Source organism: Halioglobus sp. HI00S01, assembly GCF_001635445.1.
Lineage (GTDB): Bacteria > Pseudomonadota > Gammaproteobacteria > Pseudomonadales > Halieaceae > Halioglobus > Halioglobus japonicus.
The window spans coordinates 266060-282777 of the sequence record NZ_LWEE01000025.1; the positions used below are offsets into that span (position 1 = coordinate 266060).

The 16718-nt window shown below is 59.1% G+C and carries 16 protein-coding genes; 2 read left to right on the top strand and 14 right to left on the bottom strand.

Features of this window, described 5'->3' with window-relative positions:
* Positions 1-2: 2 nt before the first annotated feature.
* The 9 genes from A3709_RS06220 to A3709_RS06260 form a co-directional block, all read right to left on the bottom strand.
* Entirely contained in the window at positions 3-281 is a 279-nt protein-coding gene (locus A3709_RS06220; RefSeq protein ID WP_066051656.1) for a septum formation initiator family protein, read from the bottom strand.
* A gap of 20 nt (positions 282-301) precedes the next feature.
* Entirely contained in the window at positions 302-1588 is a 1287-nt protein-coding gene (gene eno / locus A3709_RS06225; protein ID WP_066051659.1) for a phosphopyruvate hydratase, read from the bottom strand.
* Between the two features lie 20 nt (positions 1589-1608).
* On the bottom strand, positions 1609-2460 hold the full coding sequence (kdsA, locus tag A3709_RS06230; protein WP_066051662.1) for a 3-deoxy-8-phosphooctulonate synthase: 852 nt from the start codon (positions 2458-2460) through the stop codon (positions 1609-1611).
* Positions 2461-2490: 30 nt separating this feature from the next.
* Positions 2491-4128, bottom strand: coding sequence for a CTP synthase (locus A3709_RS06235; protein WP_066051665.1), 1638 nt, complete (start codon positions 4126-4128; stop codon positions 2491-2493).
* Between the two features lie 119 nt (positions 4129-4247).
* Positions 4248-5603 carry a tRNA lysidine(34) synthetase TilS gene (gene tilS, locus A3709_RS06240; RefSeq protein ID WP_066051669.1) on the bottom strand — a complete coding sequence of 452 codons (1356 nt, stop codon included), beginning with the start codon at positions 5601-5603 and terminating at the stop codon, positions 4248-4250.
* A gap of 14 nt (positions 5604-5617) precedes the next feature.
* Positions 5618-6565, bottom strand: coding sequence for an acetyl-CoA carboxylase carboxyl transferase subunit alpha (gene accA, locus A3709_RS06245; RefSeq protein ID WP_066051672.1), 948 nt, complete (start codon positions 6563-6565; stop codon positions 5618-5620).
* A 106-nt stretch (positions 6566-6671) separates the two neighbouring features.
* On the bottom strand, positions 6672-6854 hold the full coding sequence (locus A3709_RS23595) for a hypothetical protein (protein ID WP_197484087.1): 183 nt from the start codon (positions 6852-6854) through the stop codon (positions 6672-6674).
* A 264-nt stretch (positions 6855-7118) separates the two neighbouring features.
* On the bottom strand, positions 7119-7442 hold the full coding sequence (locus tag A3709_RS06255; protein WP_066051675.1) for a hypothetical protein: 324 nt from the start codon (positions 7440-7442) through the stop codon (positions 7119-7121).
* Positions 7443-7528: 86 nt separating this feature from the next.
* Entirely contained in the window at positions 7529-8188 is a 660-nt protein-coding gene (locus A3709_RS06260; protein WP_066051678.1) for a methyltransferase, read from the bottom strand.
* Positions 8189-8217: 29 nt separating this feature from the next.
* On the opposite strand from A3709_RS06260, the gene A3709_RS06265 reads away from it, so the two are divergent.
* Entirely contained in the window at positions 8218-8880 is a 663-nt protein-coding gene (locus A3709_RS06265; protein WP_066051680.1) for a pseudouridine synthase, read from the top strand.
* A 329-nt stretch (positions 8881-9209) separates the two neighbouring features.
* Here the strand turns inward: A3709_RS06265 and A3709_RS06270 are convergent, their stop codons facing one another.
* Both A3709_RS06270 and cueR read right to left on the bottom strand, forming a co-directional pair.
* The gene (locus A3709_RS06270) at positions 9210-10316 is read right to left on the bottom strand and encodes a permease (RefSeq protein ID WP_066051684.1); all 1107 of its coding nucleotides are present in this window, start codon (positions 10314-10316) and stop codon (positions 9210-9212) included.
* Positions 10313-10714, bottom strand: coding sequence for a Cu(I)-responsive transcriptional regulator (cueR, locus tag A3709_RS06275; protein WP_066051687.1), 402 nt, complete (start codon positions 10712-10714; stop codon positions 10313-10315). Before cueR ends, A3709_RS06270 begins: the two co-directional genes overlap by 4 nt.
* Positions 10715-10894: 180 nt before the next feature.
* Between cueR and A3709_RS06280 the strand changes: the two genes are divergently transcribed.
* Positions 10895-12208 carry an aminotransferase gene (locus tag A3709_RS06280; protein ID WP_066051690.1) on the top strand — a complete coding sequence of 438 codons (1314 nt, stop codon included), beginning with the start codon at positions 10895-10897 and terminating at the stop codon, positions 12206-12208.
* A 27-nt stretch (positions 12209-12235) separates the two neighbouring features.
* Here the strand turns inward: A3709_RS06280 and recJ are convergent, their stop codons facing one another.
* From recJ to A3709_RS06295, 3 genes are read right to left on the bottom strand one after another with little or no spacing between them, the layout of a single operon-like run.
* Positions 12236-13969, bottom strand: coding sequence for a single-stranded-DNA-specific exonuclease RecJ (recJ, locus tag A3709_RS06285; RefSeq protein WP_082849933.1), 1734 nt, complete (start codon positions 13967-13969; stop codon positions 12236-12238).
* A 7-nt stretch (positions 13970-13976) separates the two neighbouring features.
* On the bottom strand, positions 13977-15374 hold the full coding sequence (thrC, locus tag A3709_RS06290; RefSeq protein WP_066051944.1) for a threonine synthase: 1398 nt from the start codon (positions 15372-15374) through the stop codon (positions 13977-13979).
* 10 nt (positions 15375-15384) lie between these two features.
* Positions 15385-16695, bottom strand: a complete 1311-nt coding sequence (locus A3709_RS06295) for a homoserine dehydrogenase (protein WP_066051693.1) — start codon at positions 16693-16695, stop codon at positions 15385-15387.
* Between the last annotated feature and the right edge of the window lie 23 nt (positions 16696-16718).

The following is a 16718-nucleotide window of genomic DNA, read 5'->3' on the forward strand; positions in this document are numbered from 1 at the left end:
CCCTATTCCGCCTCGTCATCCATCTGGTAAAAGGTTTCGCCGTCGCGCACCAGGTTGAGTTGTTCCCTGGCTCGTTGCTCCACACCGGCATTCCCGGTTTGCAGCTCCAATACTTCGCGCTCAAGCACGGCGTTGCGCTCGCGCAACACCGCGTTTTCTTCGGTAAAGCGATCGACCTGGCGCTTCAGGCGCTGCTGCTCGGCGAGACTCCCCTCGGCAATCCACAGGCGGTACTGAAGCACCACCAGCAGAACCAGGAGAATGCCGAACAACCAGCGCAAGGGCCCGGTCCCGACTCAGCTTAGCGCTGGAATTCCGCCATGCCGCGGTAGGGAGCGCGGCTACCCAGCTCCGCTTCGATGCGCAGCAGACGGTTGTACTTGGCCACGCGATCAGAGCGACACAGCGAGCCGGTTTTTATCTGGCCAGCGGCCGTCGCTACTGCCAGGTCGGCAATAGTGGTGTCTTCCGTTTCACCGCTGCGATGCGAGATAACCGCGGTATAACCGGCAGCCTTGGCCATGGCGATGGCGTCGAGCGTCTCGGACAGCGAGCCGATCTGGTTGAACTTGATCAGGATGGAGTTAGCGATGTTTTTGTCGATACCTTCCTGCAGGATCTTGGTATTGGTAACGAACAGGTCGTCACCCACCAGCTGCACTTTGTCGCCAATTTTTTCGGTGAGCAGTTTCCAGCCATCCCAATCAGATTCATCCAGACCATCTTCGATAGAGATGATGGGATGCGCACCAGCCAGGTCTGCCAGGTAGTCGGCAAAACCGGCACTGTCGTACTGCTTGCCTTCGCCGGCCAGGTCATAAACACCGTTCTTGTAGAACTCAGACGCCGCACAGTCCAGCGCCAGGGTAATGTCAGTGCCCAGCTTGTAGCCGGCATTAGCGGTAGCTTCGGCAATCGCTTCCAGCGCCGCTTCATTAGAGGGCAGGTTGGGCGCAAAGCCACCTTCATCACCCACAGCGGTGTTCAGACCGCGCGCGGAGAGCACTTTCTTCAGGTTATGGAAAATTTCTGCGCCGGCGCGCAGGCCTTCGGCGAACGTCGGAGCCGCAACGGGCTGCACCATGAATTCCTGAATATCGACATTGTTATCGGCGTGCTCTCCGCCGTTGAGGATATTCATCATCGGTACCGGCATGGTGAAATCGCTGGTGCCGTTAATGTCGGCAATGTGCTGGTACAGCGGAATGTTTTTACCGGCTGCAGCTGCCTTGGCCGCGGCAAGAGACACCGCCAGAATCGCGTTGGCGCCGTAGGTTTCCTTGTTCTCAGTGCCGTCGGCATCGATCATCGCCTGGTCGAGGTCGCGCTGCGCAGCCGCGTCGGTGCCCTTGAGCATGGCGTTGATAGGGCCGTTTACAAAATCGACCGCCTTGGTGACACCTTTGCCCAGGTAGCGGCTGCTGTCGCCGTCGCGCAGCTCCAGCGCCTCGCGAGAACCGGTGGAAGCACCGGAGGGCGCGCAGGCGGCGCCCACGTGGCCGGATTCGAGCGTCACTTCAGCCATAACCGTGGGATTCCCGCGGGAATCCATCACTTCAAACGCCTGAACACTAGCGATGTTACTCATAGGGTATTACTCCGTATTTTCTAATCGATCTGCAGGGGCGGCAGTGATTTGACGAGATCGTCCACTGCTTTCGCCTGCGACAGGAAAGGGGCGAGCTGGTCCAGCGGCAGCGCGCTGGGACCATCACAAAGGGCTTTATCGGGATCGGGGTGGGCTTCGAGGAACAGCCCCGCCAGGCCAGTGGCCATGCCAGCACGGGCAAGCTCTGCCACCTGGGTACGGCGTCCGCCGGAGGCAGCCCCACCGGGATCGCGACACTGCAGGGCGTGGGTCACGTCGAAGATCAGCGGCGCATTGCCGCAGACCTGCTTCATAACACCAAAACCAAGCATGTCGACCACAAGATTATCGTAGCCAAAATTGCTGCCGCGCTCGCACAGCAGAATGCGGTTGTTGCCGCATTCGCCAAACTTCTCAACGATGTTGGCCATTTGCGAGGGACTTAAAAACTGGGGCTTCTTCACGTTGATGACAGAGCCGGTGGCTGCCATCGCTGCAACCAGGTCGGTCTGCCGTGCCAGGAAAGCCGGCAACTGAATAATATCTGCAACCTCGGCAGCGGGCGCAGCCTGTTCCGGGGTATGCACATCGGTAATCACGGGCACGCCAAAGGTCGACTTGATCTCGGCGAGAATGGACAGACCTTCTTCCAGGCCAGGACCGCGGAAGGAATGAATCGAGGAGCGATTGGCCTTGTCATAAGAGGCCTTGAACACGTAGGGAATGTCGAGCTGGCGACACACCTTAACGTAGTGCTCCGCCACCGATAGGGCAAAGTCACGGCTTTCCAGCACATTGACTCCACCCAACAACACAAACGGAGCCCCGTTGTCGAAACGGATATCTCCGAGTGTAACGGTCTGGTCGTTCACAGATTGTCCTCTCGAACGGGCCGCAGCCCCTTAGTTGTCGCTACCGCCTGAATGGGCCAGTGCCGCTTCAATATAGCTGGTAAACAGAGGGTGACCACCGCGCGGGCGAGACGTGAATTCCGGGTGGAACTGACACGCGACAAACCAGGGGTGCTCGGGCAGCTCAATCATCTCAACCAGCGAATGGTCGGTAGACCAGCCACCGATGCGCATACCGGCATCACGCAGCTGATCAACGTAATTGTTGTTGACCTCGTAGCGGTGACGATGCCGCTCTTCCACAGAGGGCGCACCGTAAATTTCGCGTGCCTTACTGCCCTCTTCCAGGTGACAGAGCTGCGAACCGAGACGCATGGTGCCGCCGAGGTCGGAGGACTCATCGCGCTGCTCGGTACTGCCATCGGCGTTCTGCCACTCGGTGATCAGGCCGACGATAGGATGTGGGGTGCCCGGCTCCATTTCAGTGGAGTGCGCACCTCCGAGCTGACAGGCATTGCGCGCGTACTCGACCAGGGCAACGTGCATACCCAGGCAAATGCCCAGGTAGGGAATATTGTTCTCGCGCGCGTAACGCGCAGCGGTGATCTTGCCCTCGAAACCGCGATCGCCAAAGCCACCGGGAACCAGAATTGCATCGACATTTTCCAGCACGCCAGTGCCATCTTTCTCGATGTCTTCCGCGTCAATGTAATCGACTTTGACCTTAGTGCGTGTCTGCAGTCCCGCATGTGACAGAGACTCGTTCAAGGACTTGTAGGCGTCCAGCAGGTCCATGTACTTGCCGACCATGGCCACCCGCACTTCGCCGCCGGTCTTGTTGAATTCGCGATCCAGTACATCGTCCCAATCGGACAGATCAGCCTGACCACACTCCAGCCCAAAACGCTCGGTAACAAAATCATCCAGACCAAAGCCCTGCAGCATACCGGGTATACGGTAGACGGAATCGGCGTCAATCAGTGGGATAACGGCACGCTCTTCGACGTTGGTAAACAGCGAGATCTTCTTGCGGGCACTCTCTTCGATATCCACTGAGCAACGACACAACAGGATATCCGGCTGCAGGCCCAGGGCGCGAAGTTCTTTCACAGAGTGCTGGGTGGGCTTGGTTTTGATTTCACCGGCGGTGGGGATATAGGGCACCAGGGTCAGGTGCATGAGCAGAGCGCGGTTCGGGCCCATTTCAACTTTCAGCTGACGGGCAGCTTCAAGGAAAGGCAGGCTCTCGATATCGCCCACCGTACCGCCAATTTCCACCACGGCCACATCGGCATCGCCGGCACCCATGATCACCCGACGCTTAATCTCATCGGTAATATGCGGAATCACCTGTACTGTGCCGCCGAGGTAGTCACCGCGGCGCTCCTTGCGAAGCACTTCGTTGTAGACCCGGCCGGTCGTGAAGTTGTTGGTTTTGCGCATGGTGGTGCGGGTGAAACGCTCGTAGTGACCCAGGTCGAGGTCGGTTTCTGCACCGTCCTCGGTCACGTACACCTCACCGTGCTGAAACGGGCTCATAGTGCCGGGATCAACATTGATATAGGGGTCAAGTTTAAGCAGGGTGACCTTGAGACCACGGGCCTCGAGAACGGCCGCGAGCGAGGCCGCTGCGATCCCCTTGCCAAGAGAGGAAACCACACCACCAGTAACGAACACGTAACGCGTCATGAAAAGCCTTTAATTACGCTGTAAATCCGGAAACACAGATTTCCGCCCCGGCATCTGAAGACGCTGGCGAAATACTGCAAAAAGATGGGTAGCCAGACTATCAGAAAGGGCCCGCCAGCTCAATCGAATCCCGGTGCCACAGCTGGTTTCCAGTACAATTGCCAAGATGCCTCATCCTCTTCGCCGACGTCCCCCCATCGCTCGCTGGCACAAGGCCCCAGCGCGCCCACTGCAAGAATCTCTCCGTCCAACTGTAGCAGGGGAACCCGATCCCGCCACCACGGGGGTATCGCGGCCTCCTGCAGGAGTTTTTTGAGGCTGGTACTGCGCTTGCGAGCCACCGGACGGCAGCGCTCGCCGCCCTCGCGAACGGCAACCTCAGGGCGCTCATCCAGGGCCAGCCACACCCCCTCCCCCTCGGCCCGCGCCAGGCCGATATCTCCTATACCCGGCAGCGTCAGCGACTGCCCCGGCGCCAGTTCCGGCAGGGCCTCGGGTAAATTGTCCTGCGTTAGCAACAAGTACACCGCGTTCTGGAACCGTTGCAGCTGATACTTGCCGCAGTCCAGCCGCGGCGCAGCGTCTTCACCCGCCTCGCGCAATTGGCGCAGGAACTCCGCCAATGCCAATGCATCCGGCGCCGGGTAGCCGCCGAGTTTCAGCCAGTCACGCAGGGTAGCGGCCGCGGTTTCACTGTCAGGTTCCACCAGGCTGGACACGGGCAAACCCGGGTCGCCCACACAGGAAAATTGCGTGGCTGGCAGCTGTCGCGCCTCGCGCAATGCACTGGCGGCAACAGCCAGATGATCGCCAGCGCGCGTCACCGTTTTGCGGTAACCCGGCCAGCGAGCTGCCAATAGCGGCAGCACTTCGGCGCGCAGATAATTGCGATCCAGCGAGGTATCGCCATTGCTGGGGTCCTCGATACAGCTGAGCCCGTGCTCGGCCACATAGGCTTCCAGGGCTGAGCGTGGCGTGTCCAGCAGCGGGCGGCTCAACCGCCCCGCGCCCAACCGGCGCGCCGCCGGCATAGCGGCAAGCCCCTCTACCCCGGCTCCGCGCAGCAACCGCAGAAAAAGTGTTTCCACCTGATCGTCCTGGTGATGGCCTAGAAACAGCACATCGCCCTCCCCCAGCTGGGCTTCAAACTGGGCGTAGCGGGCATCGCGAGCCGCCGCCTCCAGCCCTTCACCGTCAGCCTCCACACGCGCATCGAGCGCCTTGAAAGGCACATCCAGAAAGCGACAAATCCACGCACAGTGATTCACCCATTCCGCGGCCTGTTGCTGCAGGCCGTGGTTGACATGCAGGGCGGTAATAGCCGGCACATCGTCGCGACCGCGACGCCAGCGGGTAAGCAAGTGGAGCAATGCGGTGGAATCAACCCCGCCACTGAAACCAACGTACCAGTGGGGGGAGTCGAGAAGGTGGAGCAGTGTGGCGTCGAGCAAACTGTGATCCAGAGCGCGCGACATTGCGGGTCAGATCACTAGTTGCCGTAGGACATCAAGCGCTGGTAGCGCTTGGCCAGCAGGTCTTCGGTGGGCAGCGCCTGCAAGGAGTCGAGATGCTTGATCAGGTGATCGCGAATACGTTCCGCCATCAGGTCCACGTCCCGGTGGGCGCCGCCCATGGGCTCGGGGATGGTGGAATCGACAATACCCAGATCCTCGAGCACGGACGAGGTCACACCCATGGCCTGGGCGGCATCGGATGCATGGGAGGAATCCTTCCAGATGATATTGGCGCAACCCTCGGGAGAGATCACAAAGTACGTGGAGTACTGGAGCATGGCGAGATGGTCGCCAACACCAATACCCAGGGCACCGCCAGAAGAGCCTTCGCCAATCACCACGCAGATAATCGGTGTCGCCAGGCGCGACATCACAGCCAGATTCTGGGCGATAGATTCAGAAATGCCCCGCTCCTCGGAATCAATACCGGGGTAGGCTCCAGGGGTGTCGATGAGCGTTACTACGGGCATCTTGAAGCGCTCGGCCATTTCCATAAGGCGCAGGGCCTTGCGGTAGCCCTCGGGCTTGGGCATGCCGAAGTTGCGCATGACCTTGTCTTTCACGGCACGGCCCTTTTCCTGGCCGATGACCATCACCGGCTTGCCGTCCAGACGGGCAACACCGCCGACGATAGCGTTGTCGTCACCGAAACGGCGATCGCCGTGCAGCTCGTCAAACTCGGTAAAAATACGGGGGATGTAATCCAGGCTGTAGGGGCGCAGCGGGTGGCGCGCCACTTTGACGATGTCCCAGGCGCTGAGATTGCTGTAAATCTTCTCGGTGAGCCTGGCGCTCTTGTCCCGCAGGGTGTCGATCTCTTCGCTGATATTGATATCAGCGTCAGACCCCACCAATTGCAGCTCCTCGATTTTCACCTCGAGTTCGGCAATGGGTTGTTCAAAGTCCAGGTAATTCGGATTCATCGCGCGCGCAGGTCCTACGTCATTTCAGCTGGCGACAGTGTACAGAAATTCCCCGCTGCGCTCCAACAAAGACTCAGCCGCAGGACCATGGCAAGCAGGGGTGTGGCTAATTTTCCAGGGTGTTCAGGGCGTCGGTATCAAACCCTTTCACGGCATCCTTGGCGATCTTATCCGGGTCGTTCTTGTCCATTTCTTTCTTGATGCTATGTGCGCCGTAAGCTCCGGCAGCCGCGCTTCCCACAGCTACGGCCTGCTGCTGCAGCTTTATGCCCTCGGCCTCGCCCGCCAACCGGCCTTGTACTCGGCGTCTGTTTCGAAGCGCTCGTGGCCTTTAATGTATGTTTCGCAATCGTTACCCTGCTCCTGCATGCCGCTATGCCTGCCATCGTGGAAGCCGGTGATAAACGCCTGAGAACGGCCCTGTTCCTGTAATGCTCCGTCGGTGGTACCAAAGCCGACTAATATCGTGGCTGAGCCAGCAGCGTTATTAAGATGCGCAACAACGCAAATCTCCTGTCGGGCTCTACGCCCCTCTGATTATGATTATGAAATGCTAGTGGCCGTGGGCCGGGAAGCCGTTCTCCGGGGTACAGGTGTGGCAGACTTCGTCATCGGGGTCCCGCCACTTGCCGACATGCCGGTCATAGTAGAAGCCCCCGTATTTACCTTTGTAGATATCACTCTGCTTATGCTTGTGTGAGGGCTTGAGATGGTGATGCCCGGTCTGTGAATACGCGGCCATGGGCAGACTCCCGAATTCGGGCGTTTCAGTCATTACCGCCATTTTGTACTGCTGGCGGCGCTCGGGATGATCCGATGCGTATACTGCGGCAGGCGTTAACAGCGCGAAGCTCAGGAGCGCTGTGATTGTTTTCATAAAGTCATCTGATCGATCGATGTCGCTACACTCTCGATATAACAACAAACCACCAGATGTCTTACCCCATGCTGCCCTAAAGGTGGTCAGCGAATGGCCTGGTAAATGCGCACATCACGAAACTCGGCGGACTCGTCGAGATCGGGGATCGTACAACTCTGCCGGCGATCAATCGCCCTATAGGGAGGATGATCAAAGTTCTTGACCCGGGAATCGGCAATGAGCACATGCGGGGCCCGGGCCACGAAACGCTCCAGCCAGGGGAAGTTCTCTCGATCGTAAAGCACGTCGGCCACAATGATCAGGTCGATATCATCCTGTACATCGAAGTAATCTTCGGCGAGAACCAGGGACACATCATTGAGCTGGGCGTTAAACTGTGTGGCAGCGATAGCCAATGGGTCGATGTCGCAGGCAACAACTTCGCGCGCGCCAGCCATGGCCGCCGCAACCGCCACCACGCCTGAGCCGCAGCCGAAATCCAACACGCGCTTACCGGCCACCTGTTCGGGATGATCGAGAATATAGCGGGCCAGCACCTGTCCGGACGCCCAGCAGAAAATCCAGTACAGCGGGCTGTCCATCACCGCCCACATCTCCTGCCTGTTCAGCACCTGGCGTGGATAATCCTCAGCCAGCAGCAACAACCGCAGCTCCGGGGCATCCGGCAATGGCATGACCTCCAGATGAGCACTGGGCAGAATGTCCCGCAGGCGGGCTTCAAGATTTTCACGATCGGGCGACATGGCGGCGGATTATACTTACACTACGCGCCATGTCCGAATTACCCCCCTATATCGTCCCCCATAGCCAGGAAGCCATTCGCATTCTGCACGAGGATCACGACCTGTTACTGGTGCGCAAACCCGACCTGTTACTGAGCATCCCGGGCCGTCACCCCCTCAACAAAGATTGCCTGATTACCCGGCTGCAGGCGGACTATCCCACGGCCACGATTGTGCACCGCCTTGACCTCGACACCTCGGGCATTATGGTCATCCCCCTGAACAAGCCCACTCACGCCCATATCAGCCGCCAGTTTCAGGAGCGCAAGGTAGAGAAATCCTATATCGCGGTTGTACACGGCATCGTCGAGAACGACGAAGGCGAGGTGGAACTGCCAATCCGCTGCGACTGGGAGCGGCGCCCATTGCAGATGATTGACCACGAACGCGGCAAATACGCCCTCACCCGCTACCGCGTGCTGGAACGCCAGGGCGACCGCACCCGCATGTTACTTATGCCTGTGACCGGACGCTCCCATCAGCTGCGCATTCATATGCGTGAACTGGGCCACCCTATTCTGGGCTGCGACATGTACGCTCATGAGGAGGCGCTGAAAATGGCGGATCGTCTGTTGCTGCATGCGACGACGTTGGGGTTTGAACACCCGGCGACCGGGGAGTGGCTTGAAGGTGAGTGTCAGCCGGATTTCTAGACGCTGGATACGTGCCAGCTCACTCTATTCGGCACCAGAACACCAAAGGCCTTTCCAGAACCGCTACAAGCACATCCATGTGGTTGCTTCGGCGTCCCGGAGCGCCGGCCGCGCCATCCATGCCTCCAGACGATTCTGGAAAGGCCTTTGGTGTTCCGGCTCCTTCTATCCCTCTGCAGTTAGAGAGCTCAATAAGGGCTGGGAACTTTCGTATCCTCTCGAAATCGTCCGGAGGCATGGATGCCGCTGGCTGAAACGCCCACATGGATGTGCTTGTAGTGGTTTCGCGAGGATACGAAAGTTCTCAGCCCGACTAGCCCTGCACCAAATCAAAGATTATTAAGCAAGTACCCAATCACCATCACCTGAGGCACCGTAATCAACGGCAGGAACAAGGCAATCTTCCAGGACCGGGTCGTGTCCTTGATCGACATCACCTCGGTGTAGTCAGTAGCCACCCCCGCCATCAGGAACGTAAACGCATTCCCCGGCGCCTGGGCCCGATTCATCAGGTCAGCGGCAATCGGCGTGGCACCCTCAGAGCACACTTCGATAATGGTCGTTGCCAGCAGAGTCAGCCAAAGGCCTGCAAAGGTCGCCCCAAACCAGGCAGCAAAGGCGTCCTCCGGCACCAGCGCACGAATGAGCCCAGCCAGAATCAGGCCAAACATCGACCAGCGAATCACCACCCGCGAGCCCGCAATCCCCTCTTTCAGCAGATCCACGGTACCCGCTGCGGAGAAGTGTATATCGCCGCGCAGCTCTGCCCAAATTTCCCCCACCGGGCGCTCCTCACCGAGAGTTTCGCGCCAGGGGTTGGCCGGCAAGGTGCCGCGACGGGTCAGCTGTTCGAAAATCAGCCCGGTGATAATACCAATGACCAGTGACAAGCCGATAAAGAGCAAGGTCCAGCCGACACCGATCAGACCAAACAGAATCAGCGTCAGGGAGAAGGAGTTCCAGGGACTGGCCAGCAGAAAGGCCATTACCTGGCCGGTGCTGGCGCCTCGTTCGTAGAGTTTCATGCCGACAGCGAGAATGCCGTGGCTGCACAGATCTAGAAAGACGCCCGCCAGGGTGGCCCGGAATAATCCGCGAACACCGGTATCGCGGCCCAGCACACCCATGACCAGTTCACGGGGAATGCGGCTTAGCAGACCGACAAAAATAATCCCCAGGGCGATGCCCCACCACATGGCGTTAAATAGTTCGAGAACACCGCCACTGAATACGCCGATCACACTGCTGTGGTCGTGGGGATTAAACGCACCCCAGACGTAGGCGGCTGTAACGATCGTCAGGCATGCCCAGAGGAAGTAGTCGCGTCGGGCAGGCGCCTCACAGCAGGGGTCAACGGCCTCCGTCGCCGGGCTATTCACGTCAGGGTTGTCAGAGGCGCTGCCGCAGCAGCTGTCGTGCTCTGCATGGGTGCTCATACCGTAGCCTCCCCGCTAGCCAGGTCGTCGAGAATGGCACAGTCGGGGCCTTCATCGCCCTGGCAGCGCGCGGCCAGTCCCTCTAGGACCTCCTGCATCGCCTGCAGGCGAGCAATGCGCTCCTGCAACTGGCCGCTCTTTTCCAGCACCAACGCCTTGGCGTGACGGCTCTGGCGACCGCTGTCGCGATGCAAGTTCAGCAGTTCCCGGCACTCATCGAGGTTAAAGCCTACATCACGAGCCCGGGCCAGGAACTTGAGCTCTTCCACTGCAGCGGGCTCGTAGTGGCGATAGCCATTTTCACCGCGCAGTGCGGGGGCGATAATGCCAATATTTTCGTAGTAGCGAATCGTCTTGCTGGACAGCCCGCTGCGGCGGGCGGCTTCTGAAATCTTCATCGGTATGACCTCTCATTCAGGCCCCAATCTAAACCTTCCAGCGACTGGAAGGTCAAGAAACTTTAGATTCTTACAACCCCAGGGGGTTATTCGCTGGATTACTGAGAAGTAGGAACATTACAATCGTTGCCAACTATTATTGGCGGGCAAGGCGCGCGCCATCCATTACGGGAATATTCGATGTCAGCAGTTATCTACCCAACCACGAACCTCACGGCGACCGAGCAGCTCAATTTTGATCGCGGTGAAGGTGTGTATGTCTATGACAAAAATGGCAAGCAGTACCTCGAAGGTATGGCGGGGCTTTGGTGCACCGGGCTCGGTTACGGCAACCAGGAGCTCATTGATACGATCAGCGCGCAGTTGAGCAAGCTGTCATTCGCCCATAACTTTGGCGGCAAAACACACCAGCCAGTTATCGACCTGGCCGACAAGCTGGCCGGCATGGTACCGGTAGAAAATGCCAAGGTATTTTTCGGCCACTCCGGTTCGGACGCTAACGACAGCCATATCAAAATGCTGCGCTACTACTTCAATGCCATCGGCAAGCCTGAGAAGCGCAAAATCATTACCCGCGAGCGGGCCTACCACGGCGTTACCGTGGCTGCCGGTGCACTGACCAGCCTGCCCGCCAACCTCGCGCACTTCGATGCGCCGCTGGAGGCGCTGGGCATTCTTCGCACCGACGCTCCGCACTTTTATCGCGGTGTACAGGGCGACGAATGTGCCGCTGAGTACGGCACCCGCCTGGCCAACAACCTCGAGGAACTGATTCTGCGCGAAGGTCCGGACACCATCGCCGCCTTTATCGCCGAGCCGATTACCGGCGCCAGCGGTGTGATTGTTCCGCCCCCGGGCTACTACGAGAAGATCCAGGCGGTACTCAATAAGTACGACATCCTGTTCTGGGCTGATGAGGTTATCACCGGCTTTGGCCGCACCGGCAACCTTTTCGGCTGTGACACCATGAACATTCAGAACCCGGCCATGATGACGTTTGCCAAGCAGCTGTCATCCGCATACATCCCCATCGGGGCCTCGGTAATTCGCGGCGACATGTACGAGCCCATGGTCGAGGCGAGCAACGAGGTGGGTATCTTTGGCCACGGCTTCACCTATTCTGGCCACCCGGTAGGTTGCGCCGCGGCACTGAAAACCCTGGAAATCTACGAGCGCGATGGTCTGTACGACAACGCGCGTGACGTCGGTGAATACCTGCAGCTGAAGATGTCCATGCTGGCGCGTTTTGACCAGGTGGGCGAAGTGCGCGGTGAAGGTCTGCTGGGTGCCATAGAACTGGTGGAAGATCGCACCAGCAGAACGCCGGCAACCGACCTGGCCAAGCGCGTGACCAAAGCCTGCCAAGACAATGGACTGATTGTCCGCAACGTGGCGGGCAATGCGATCGCTGTCTGCCCTCCCCTGATCATTACCAACGAACAGGTGGATGAGCTGGTCGACAAGCTCACCATGTCGCTGGAGCAGTGCCTGTAACAGAGGCCCTCTTGGGGCGCTCCGGGCTTAGGACTGGAGCGCCTCGATGTAGTCCACCATGAGCTGGACGCTTTTACGCCCCCGAAACTCATTCACATCAAGGCGGTAGGCCAGGCGCACGTCCTGGACCGTCTCGTCGGGCCATGTGTCCAGATCAATATTGAAAGCAATGGCGTCGATCAGTTGCGCGCTGCCAGAGGGTGACAGCACCAACTTGAGATGTTTCTCGCCCACCAAACGCTGATGCACGATACGAAACTCTCCATCGAACACGGGTTCTGGAAAGTGCTGGCCCCAGGGCCCGGCGTAACGCAGCGCCTCGGCGAGCGTGAGGTCGAAATCATCCCTCTGTAACTCGCCATCGGATTCGATCACTGCCTGCAAGTGCACATCCTCGGCGTGGCGCTCCACTTCTGCCACGAACGCCGCATTAAACGCCTCATACGCGTCCGCTGGAATCGTCAGGCCCGCTGCCATGGCATGGCCGCCGAACTTGAGAATCATGCCCGGATGACGGGTGGCAACAGCGTCGAGAATATCGCGAATATGAATGCCGGCGATGGAGCGGGCCGAGCCCTTGATTTCACCGGCATCGCCATTGGCAAAGGCAATGGTAGGCCGGTGCAGGCGATCTTTGATACGGGATGCGAGAATACCAATCACGCCCTGGTGCCAGTCGCCCTGGTACAGGGTCATAGCCACAGGCACGCCCTCCTCTGCCAACGGCAGGCTATCGAGAAAGGCCAGGGCCTGGTCCTGCATATCCTGTTCGATAAGGCGGCGATCCTGGTTTTTCTGGTGCAGTTCCGCCGCCAGCCGGCGGGCACCGGCCTGCTCCTGCTGCAGCAGGCATTCAATACCCACGGAAATATCATCCAGGCGACCGGCGGCATTAATGCGCGGTCCCACGGCGAATCCCAGATCCGACGCTACCACCGAATGGAGATTGCGTCCCGCCACTTCCAGTAAGGCGAGAATACCGGCACGAGCGTGTCCGGTACGAATGCGCTGCAGTCCGGCAGCCACGAGAATACGGTTGTTCTGGTCCAGGGGCACGACGTCTGCCACGGTACCCAGAGACACAAGGTCAGTAAGGCGCCCCAGGTTGGGTTCTTTGCGCTGGTCAAACCAATCGCGCTTGCGCAGCTCTGCACGCAGCGCCAGCATGATGTAAAAGATGACCCCGACGCCGGCAAGGTTCTTACTGGGGAAATCGCAGCCGGGCTGATTGGGATTCACGATGACATCTGCGTTGGGCAATTCGCTGCCGGCCAGATGGTGATCGGTGATCAACGTCTTAACGCCCGCCTCTCGGCAGGCAGCGACACCATCGATACTGGAGATGCCATTGTCGACCGTAATAATCAGGTCCGGCTTGTCACCGCGCAGGGCCAGCTCGACGATCTGCCGGCTCAGGCCATAGCCATATTCGAATCGGTTCGGCACCAGGTACGTCACCTCGGCCGCCCCGAATTCACGCAGCGCAGTGAGCGCCAGCGCGGTGCTGGTGGCGCCATCGGCGTCGTAGTCGCCCACCACCAGAATACGCTCACCGCGCTCCAGACTATCGGCTAACAAAGAAGCAGCGGTATCTGCGTGGGTCAGTTGTGTAGGGGGAATGAGCCGCGCCAGATCGAGCTCGAGCTCAGCCGCTTCGGCGACGCCCCTGCCCCGATAGACCCGGGACAGGATAGGGTGCAGGCCAGTGGCCTGCAGTTCGGTAGATTCGCTCGGCTCGCGCCGGCGGATGACCTTATCCACGCCCGGCTCAGGCGTTCAGGTTATCCGCCATAAAGGCCTGTACGGACCCGAGTTCATTGGGCAGCACTTCACAGCGTTCAGGACGGTCGAAGAGGTCGCGCAAGTGGTGCGGCAGCGTTGGCTCCTCGCCCAGGCCCGCCTCGGCAACAGCGCCGGGGAACTTGGCAGGATGTGCAGTTGCCAGGGTAACGACAGGCACACTGGCAGGCACGCCTGCTTCCAGAGCTGCCTTCACGCCAATGGCACTGTGCGGATCCAGCATGTATTCACAGCGATCCCATGTCGCTGCCATTTGCGCACAGGTCTCTTCATCGCTCACACACTGGCTGGAGAACAACTCGCGTGCTGCTCCCATCGCGTCCTCAGAGAAATGAATGTCGCCATTGTCGAAGTCGCTCATGAGCTGCGCAATCGCTGCGCCATCGCGCTGGTACAGATCGAACAACAGGCGCTCGAAGTTGCTGGACACGGTAATGTCCATGCTCGGCGACAACGAGTGTTCCAGGGGCTGACGGCCGTAGCTGCCGCTGATCATTATCCGGTGCAATACGTCGTTGCGGTTGGTCGCAATAATGAGACGCTCCACAGGCAGGCCCATTTTATGCGCCAGATAGCCCGCAAAGATGTCCCCGAAATTACCGGTGGGCACCGAGAACGCGACTTTACGCGCAGGTGCGCCAAGGGCGACTGCGGCATAAAAGTAGTAAACGATCTGGGCCATGATGCGCGCCCAGTTAATGGAGTTCACCGCCACCAGGCTGCGATCGGAAGGCAGAAAGCTGCGATCGTTAAAGCTGGCTTTCACCATGGCCTGGCAATCGTCGAAGTTACCCTGCACCGCCAGGTTGTGGATATTGTCGCCCACTACGGTAGTCATCTGCTTACGCTGAACGTCGGAGACGCGCTCGTGCGGATGCAGAATGAAAATATCGATATTCTTGCAACGTTTGCAGCCCTCGATAGCGGCCGAGCCGGTATCGCCAGACGTGGCGCCCATGATCACAACCTTCTGGTGCTTGCGCTCCAGCACGTAATCGAGCAGGCGGCCCAGCAACTGCAATGCGAAGTCTTTGAACGCCAGCGTGGGACCGTGGAACAGTTCCAAAACCCACTGATTGCTGTCGATCTGCACCATTGGCGCGACCGCTTCGTGACGAAACTCTGCGTAGGTTTCCTCGAGAATGGCTTTGAGATCCGCCTTGGGAATACAGTCGTCAACAAACGGCGTGATAATTTTTTGCGCGAGCTGCGCGTAGTTCATGCCGGCCATAGCCGCAATTTCGGCTTCGCTGAATGTAGGCAGCGTTTCGGGCACGTACAGGCCGCCATCGGACGCCAGGCCTGTCAGGAGAACTTCTTCAAAATTTAGAGCCGGGGCCTGGCCACGGGTGCTGATGTACTTCACGTTTTGTTCCTCAACCGTCCAGCGCTTCGACACGAATGCGCATGACTTCTCCTGAAATTGTATCCAGACCTTCTATGGATGCTACCGCTCTATCGACATTGCCCTGCACGGCCTTGTTAGTGAGCAGGATGAGCGGTACGCGGGTTTCACCCCCGGCCGGCGCTTTCTGAATCAACGCCTCGATGCTAATGCCCTGGTCACTGAATATGCTGGCGATCTGCGAGAGTACGCCGGGCTTGTCTTCGGCCTCCATACGCAGGTACCACGCGGTGCTGACACGCTCCATGGGTACGATAGGCAGATCCTGCAAGGTATCGGTTGCAAAGCCCAGGGCGGGTACGCGGCACTGCTGACCCGCACTCAACTCACGCGCAAGATCGACGATATCTGCCACTACTGCTGATGCCGTGGGCTCTGCCCCGGCGCCAGCGCCGTAGTACAACGTTGGACCCACCGCATCACCTTCTACGAGCACAGCATTCTTCACACCGTTGACGTTGGCGAGCAGGCGCGACTCCGGAATCAATGTGGGATGAACACGCAGTTCCACGCCTTCATCACTTTGCTTGGCAACACCCAGGTGCTTGATCCGATAGCCGAGCTCTTCAGCGTACTCCACATCCTGCGTGGTAAGACGGGTAATGCCCTCGGCATACACTGAGGAGAACTGCAGCGGCATGCCGAACGCCAGCGATGCGAGAATCACCAGTTTGTGAGCGGCATCAATACCTTCCACATCAAATGTGGGATCGGCCTCCGCGTAACCCAGTGCCTGCGCCTCGGCCAGCACATCGGCGAAATCACGGCCCTTCTCGCGCATCTCGCTGAGGATAAAGTTGCCGGTGCCGTTGATAATGCCCGCCAGCCATTCAATCCGGTTGCCGGCCAGGCCTTCGCGCAACGCCTTGATAATAGGGATACCGCCGGCCACGGCGGCTTCGTAGCGAATCACCACATTGTTCTGTTCGGCCAGCGCAAACAACTCGTTACCGAATTCAGCAATGAGCGCCTTGTTGGCAGTCACAACATGCTTGCCGTTCGTAAGCGCTTCAGTCACCAGGTCACGAGCTACCGTCGTACCGCCAATCAGTTCGACCAGCACATCGACTTCCGCGTCGCGAGCCACCTCGAAAATATCTCGGGTAACACGTGTATCCCCGAGATCACAGGCCGGGTTATCGCGACGCGCACCCACCACGGTAATCTCCAACTCGCCTTGGGCGCGGGCATTAATGGCCTGCGCGTTACGAGTGAGGACGTTAAACGTGCCGCTTCCCACGGTGCCCAGGCCGCAAATTCCGACCTTTACTGGCTTGCTCATACTGTTGCTATCTCCAGCGCTGC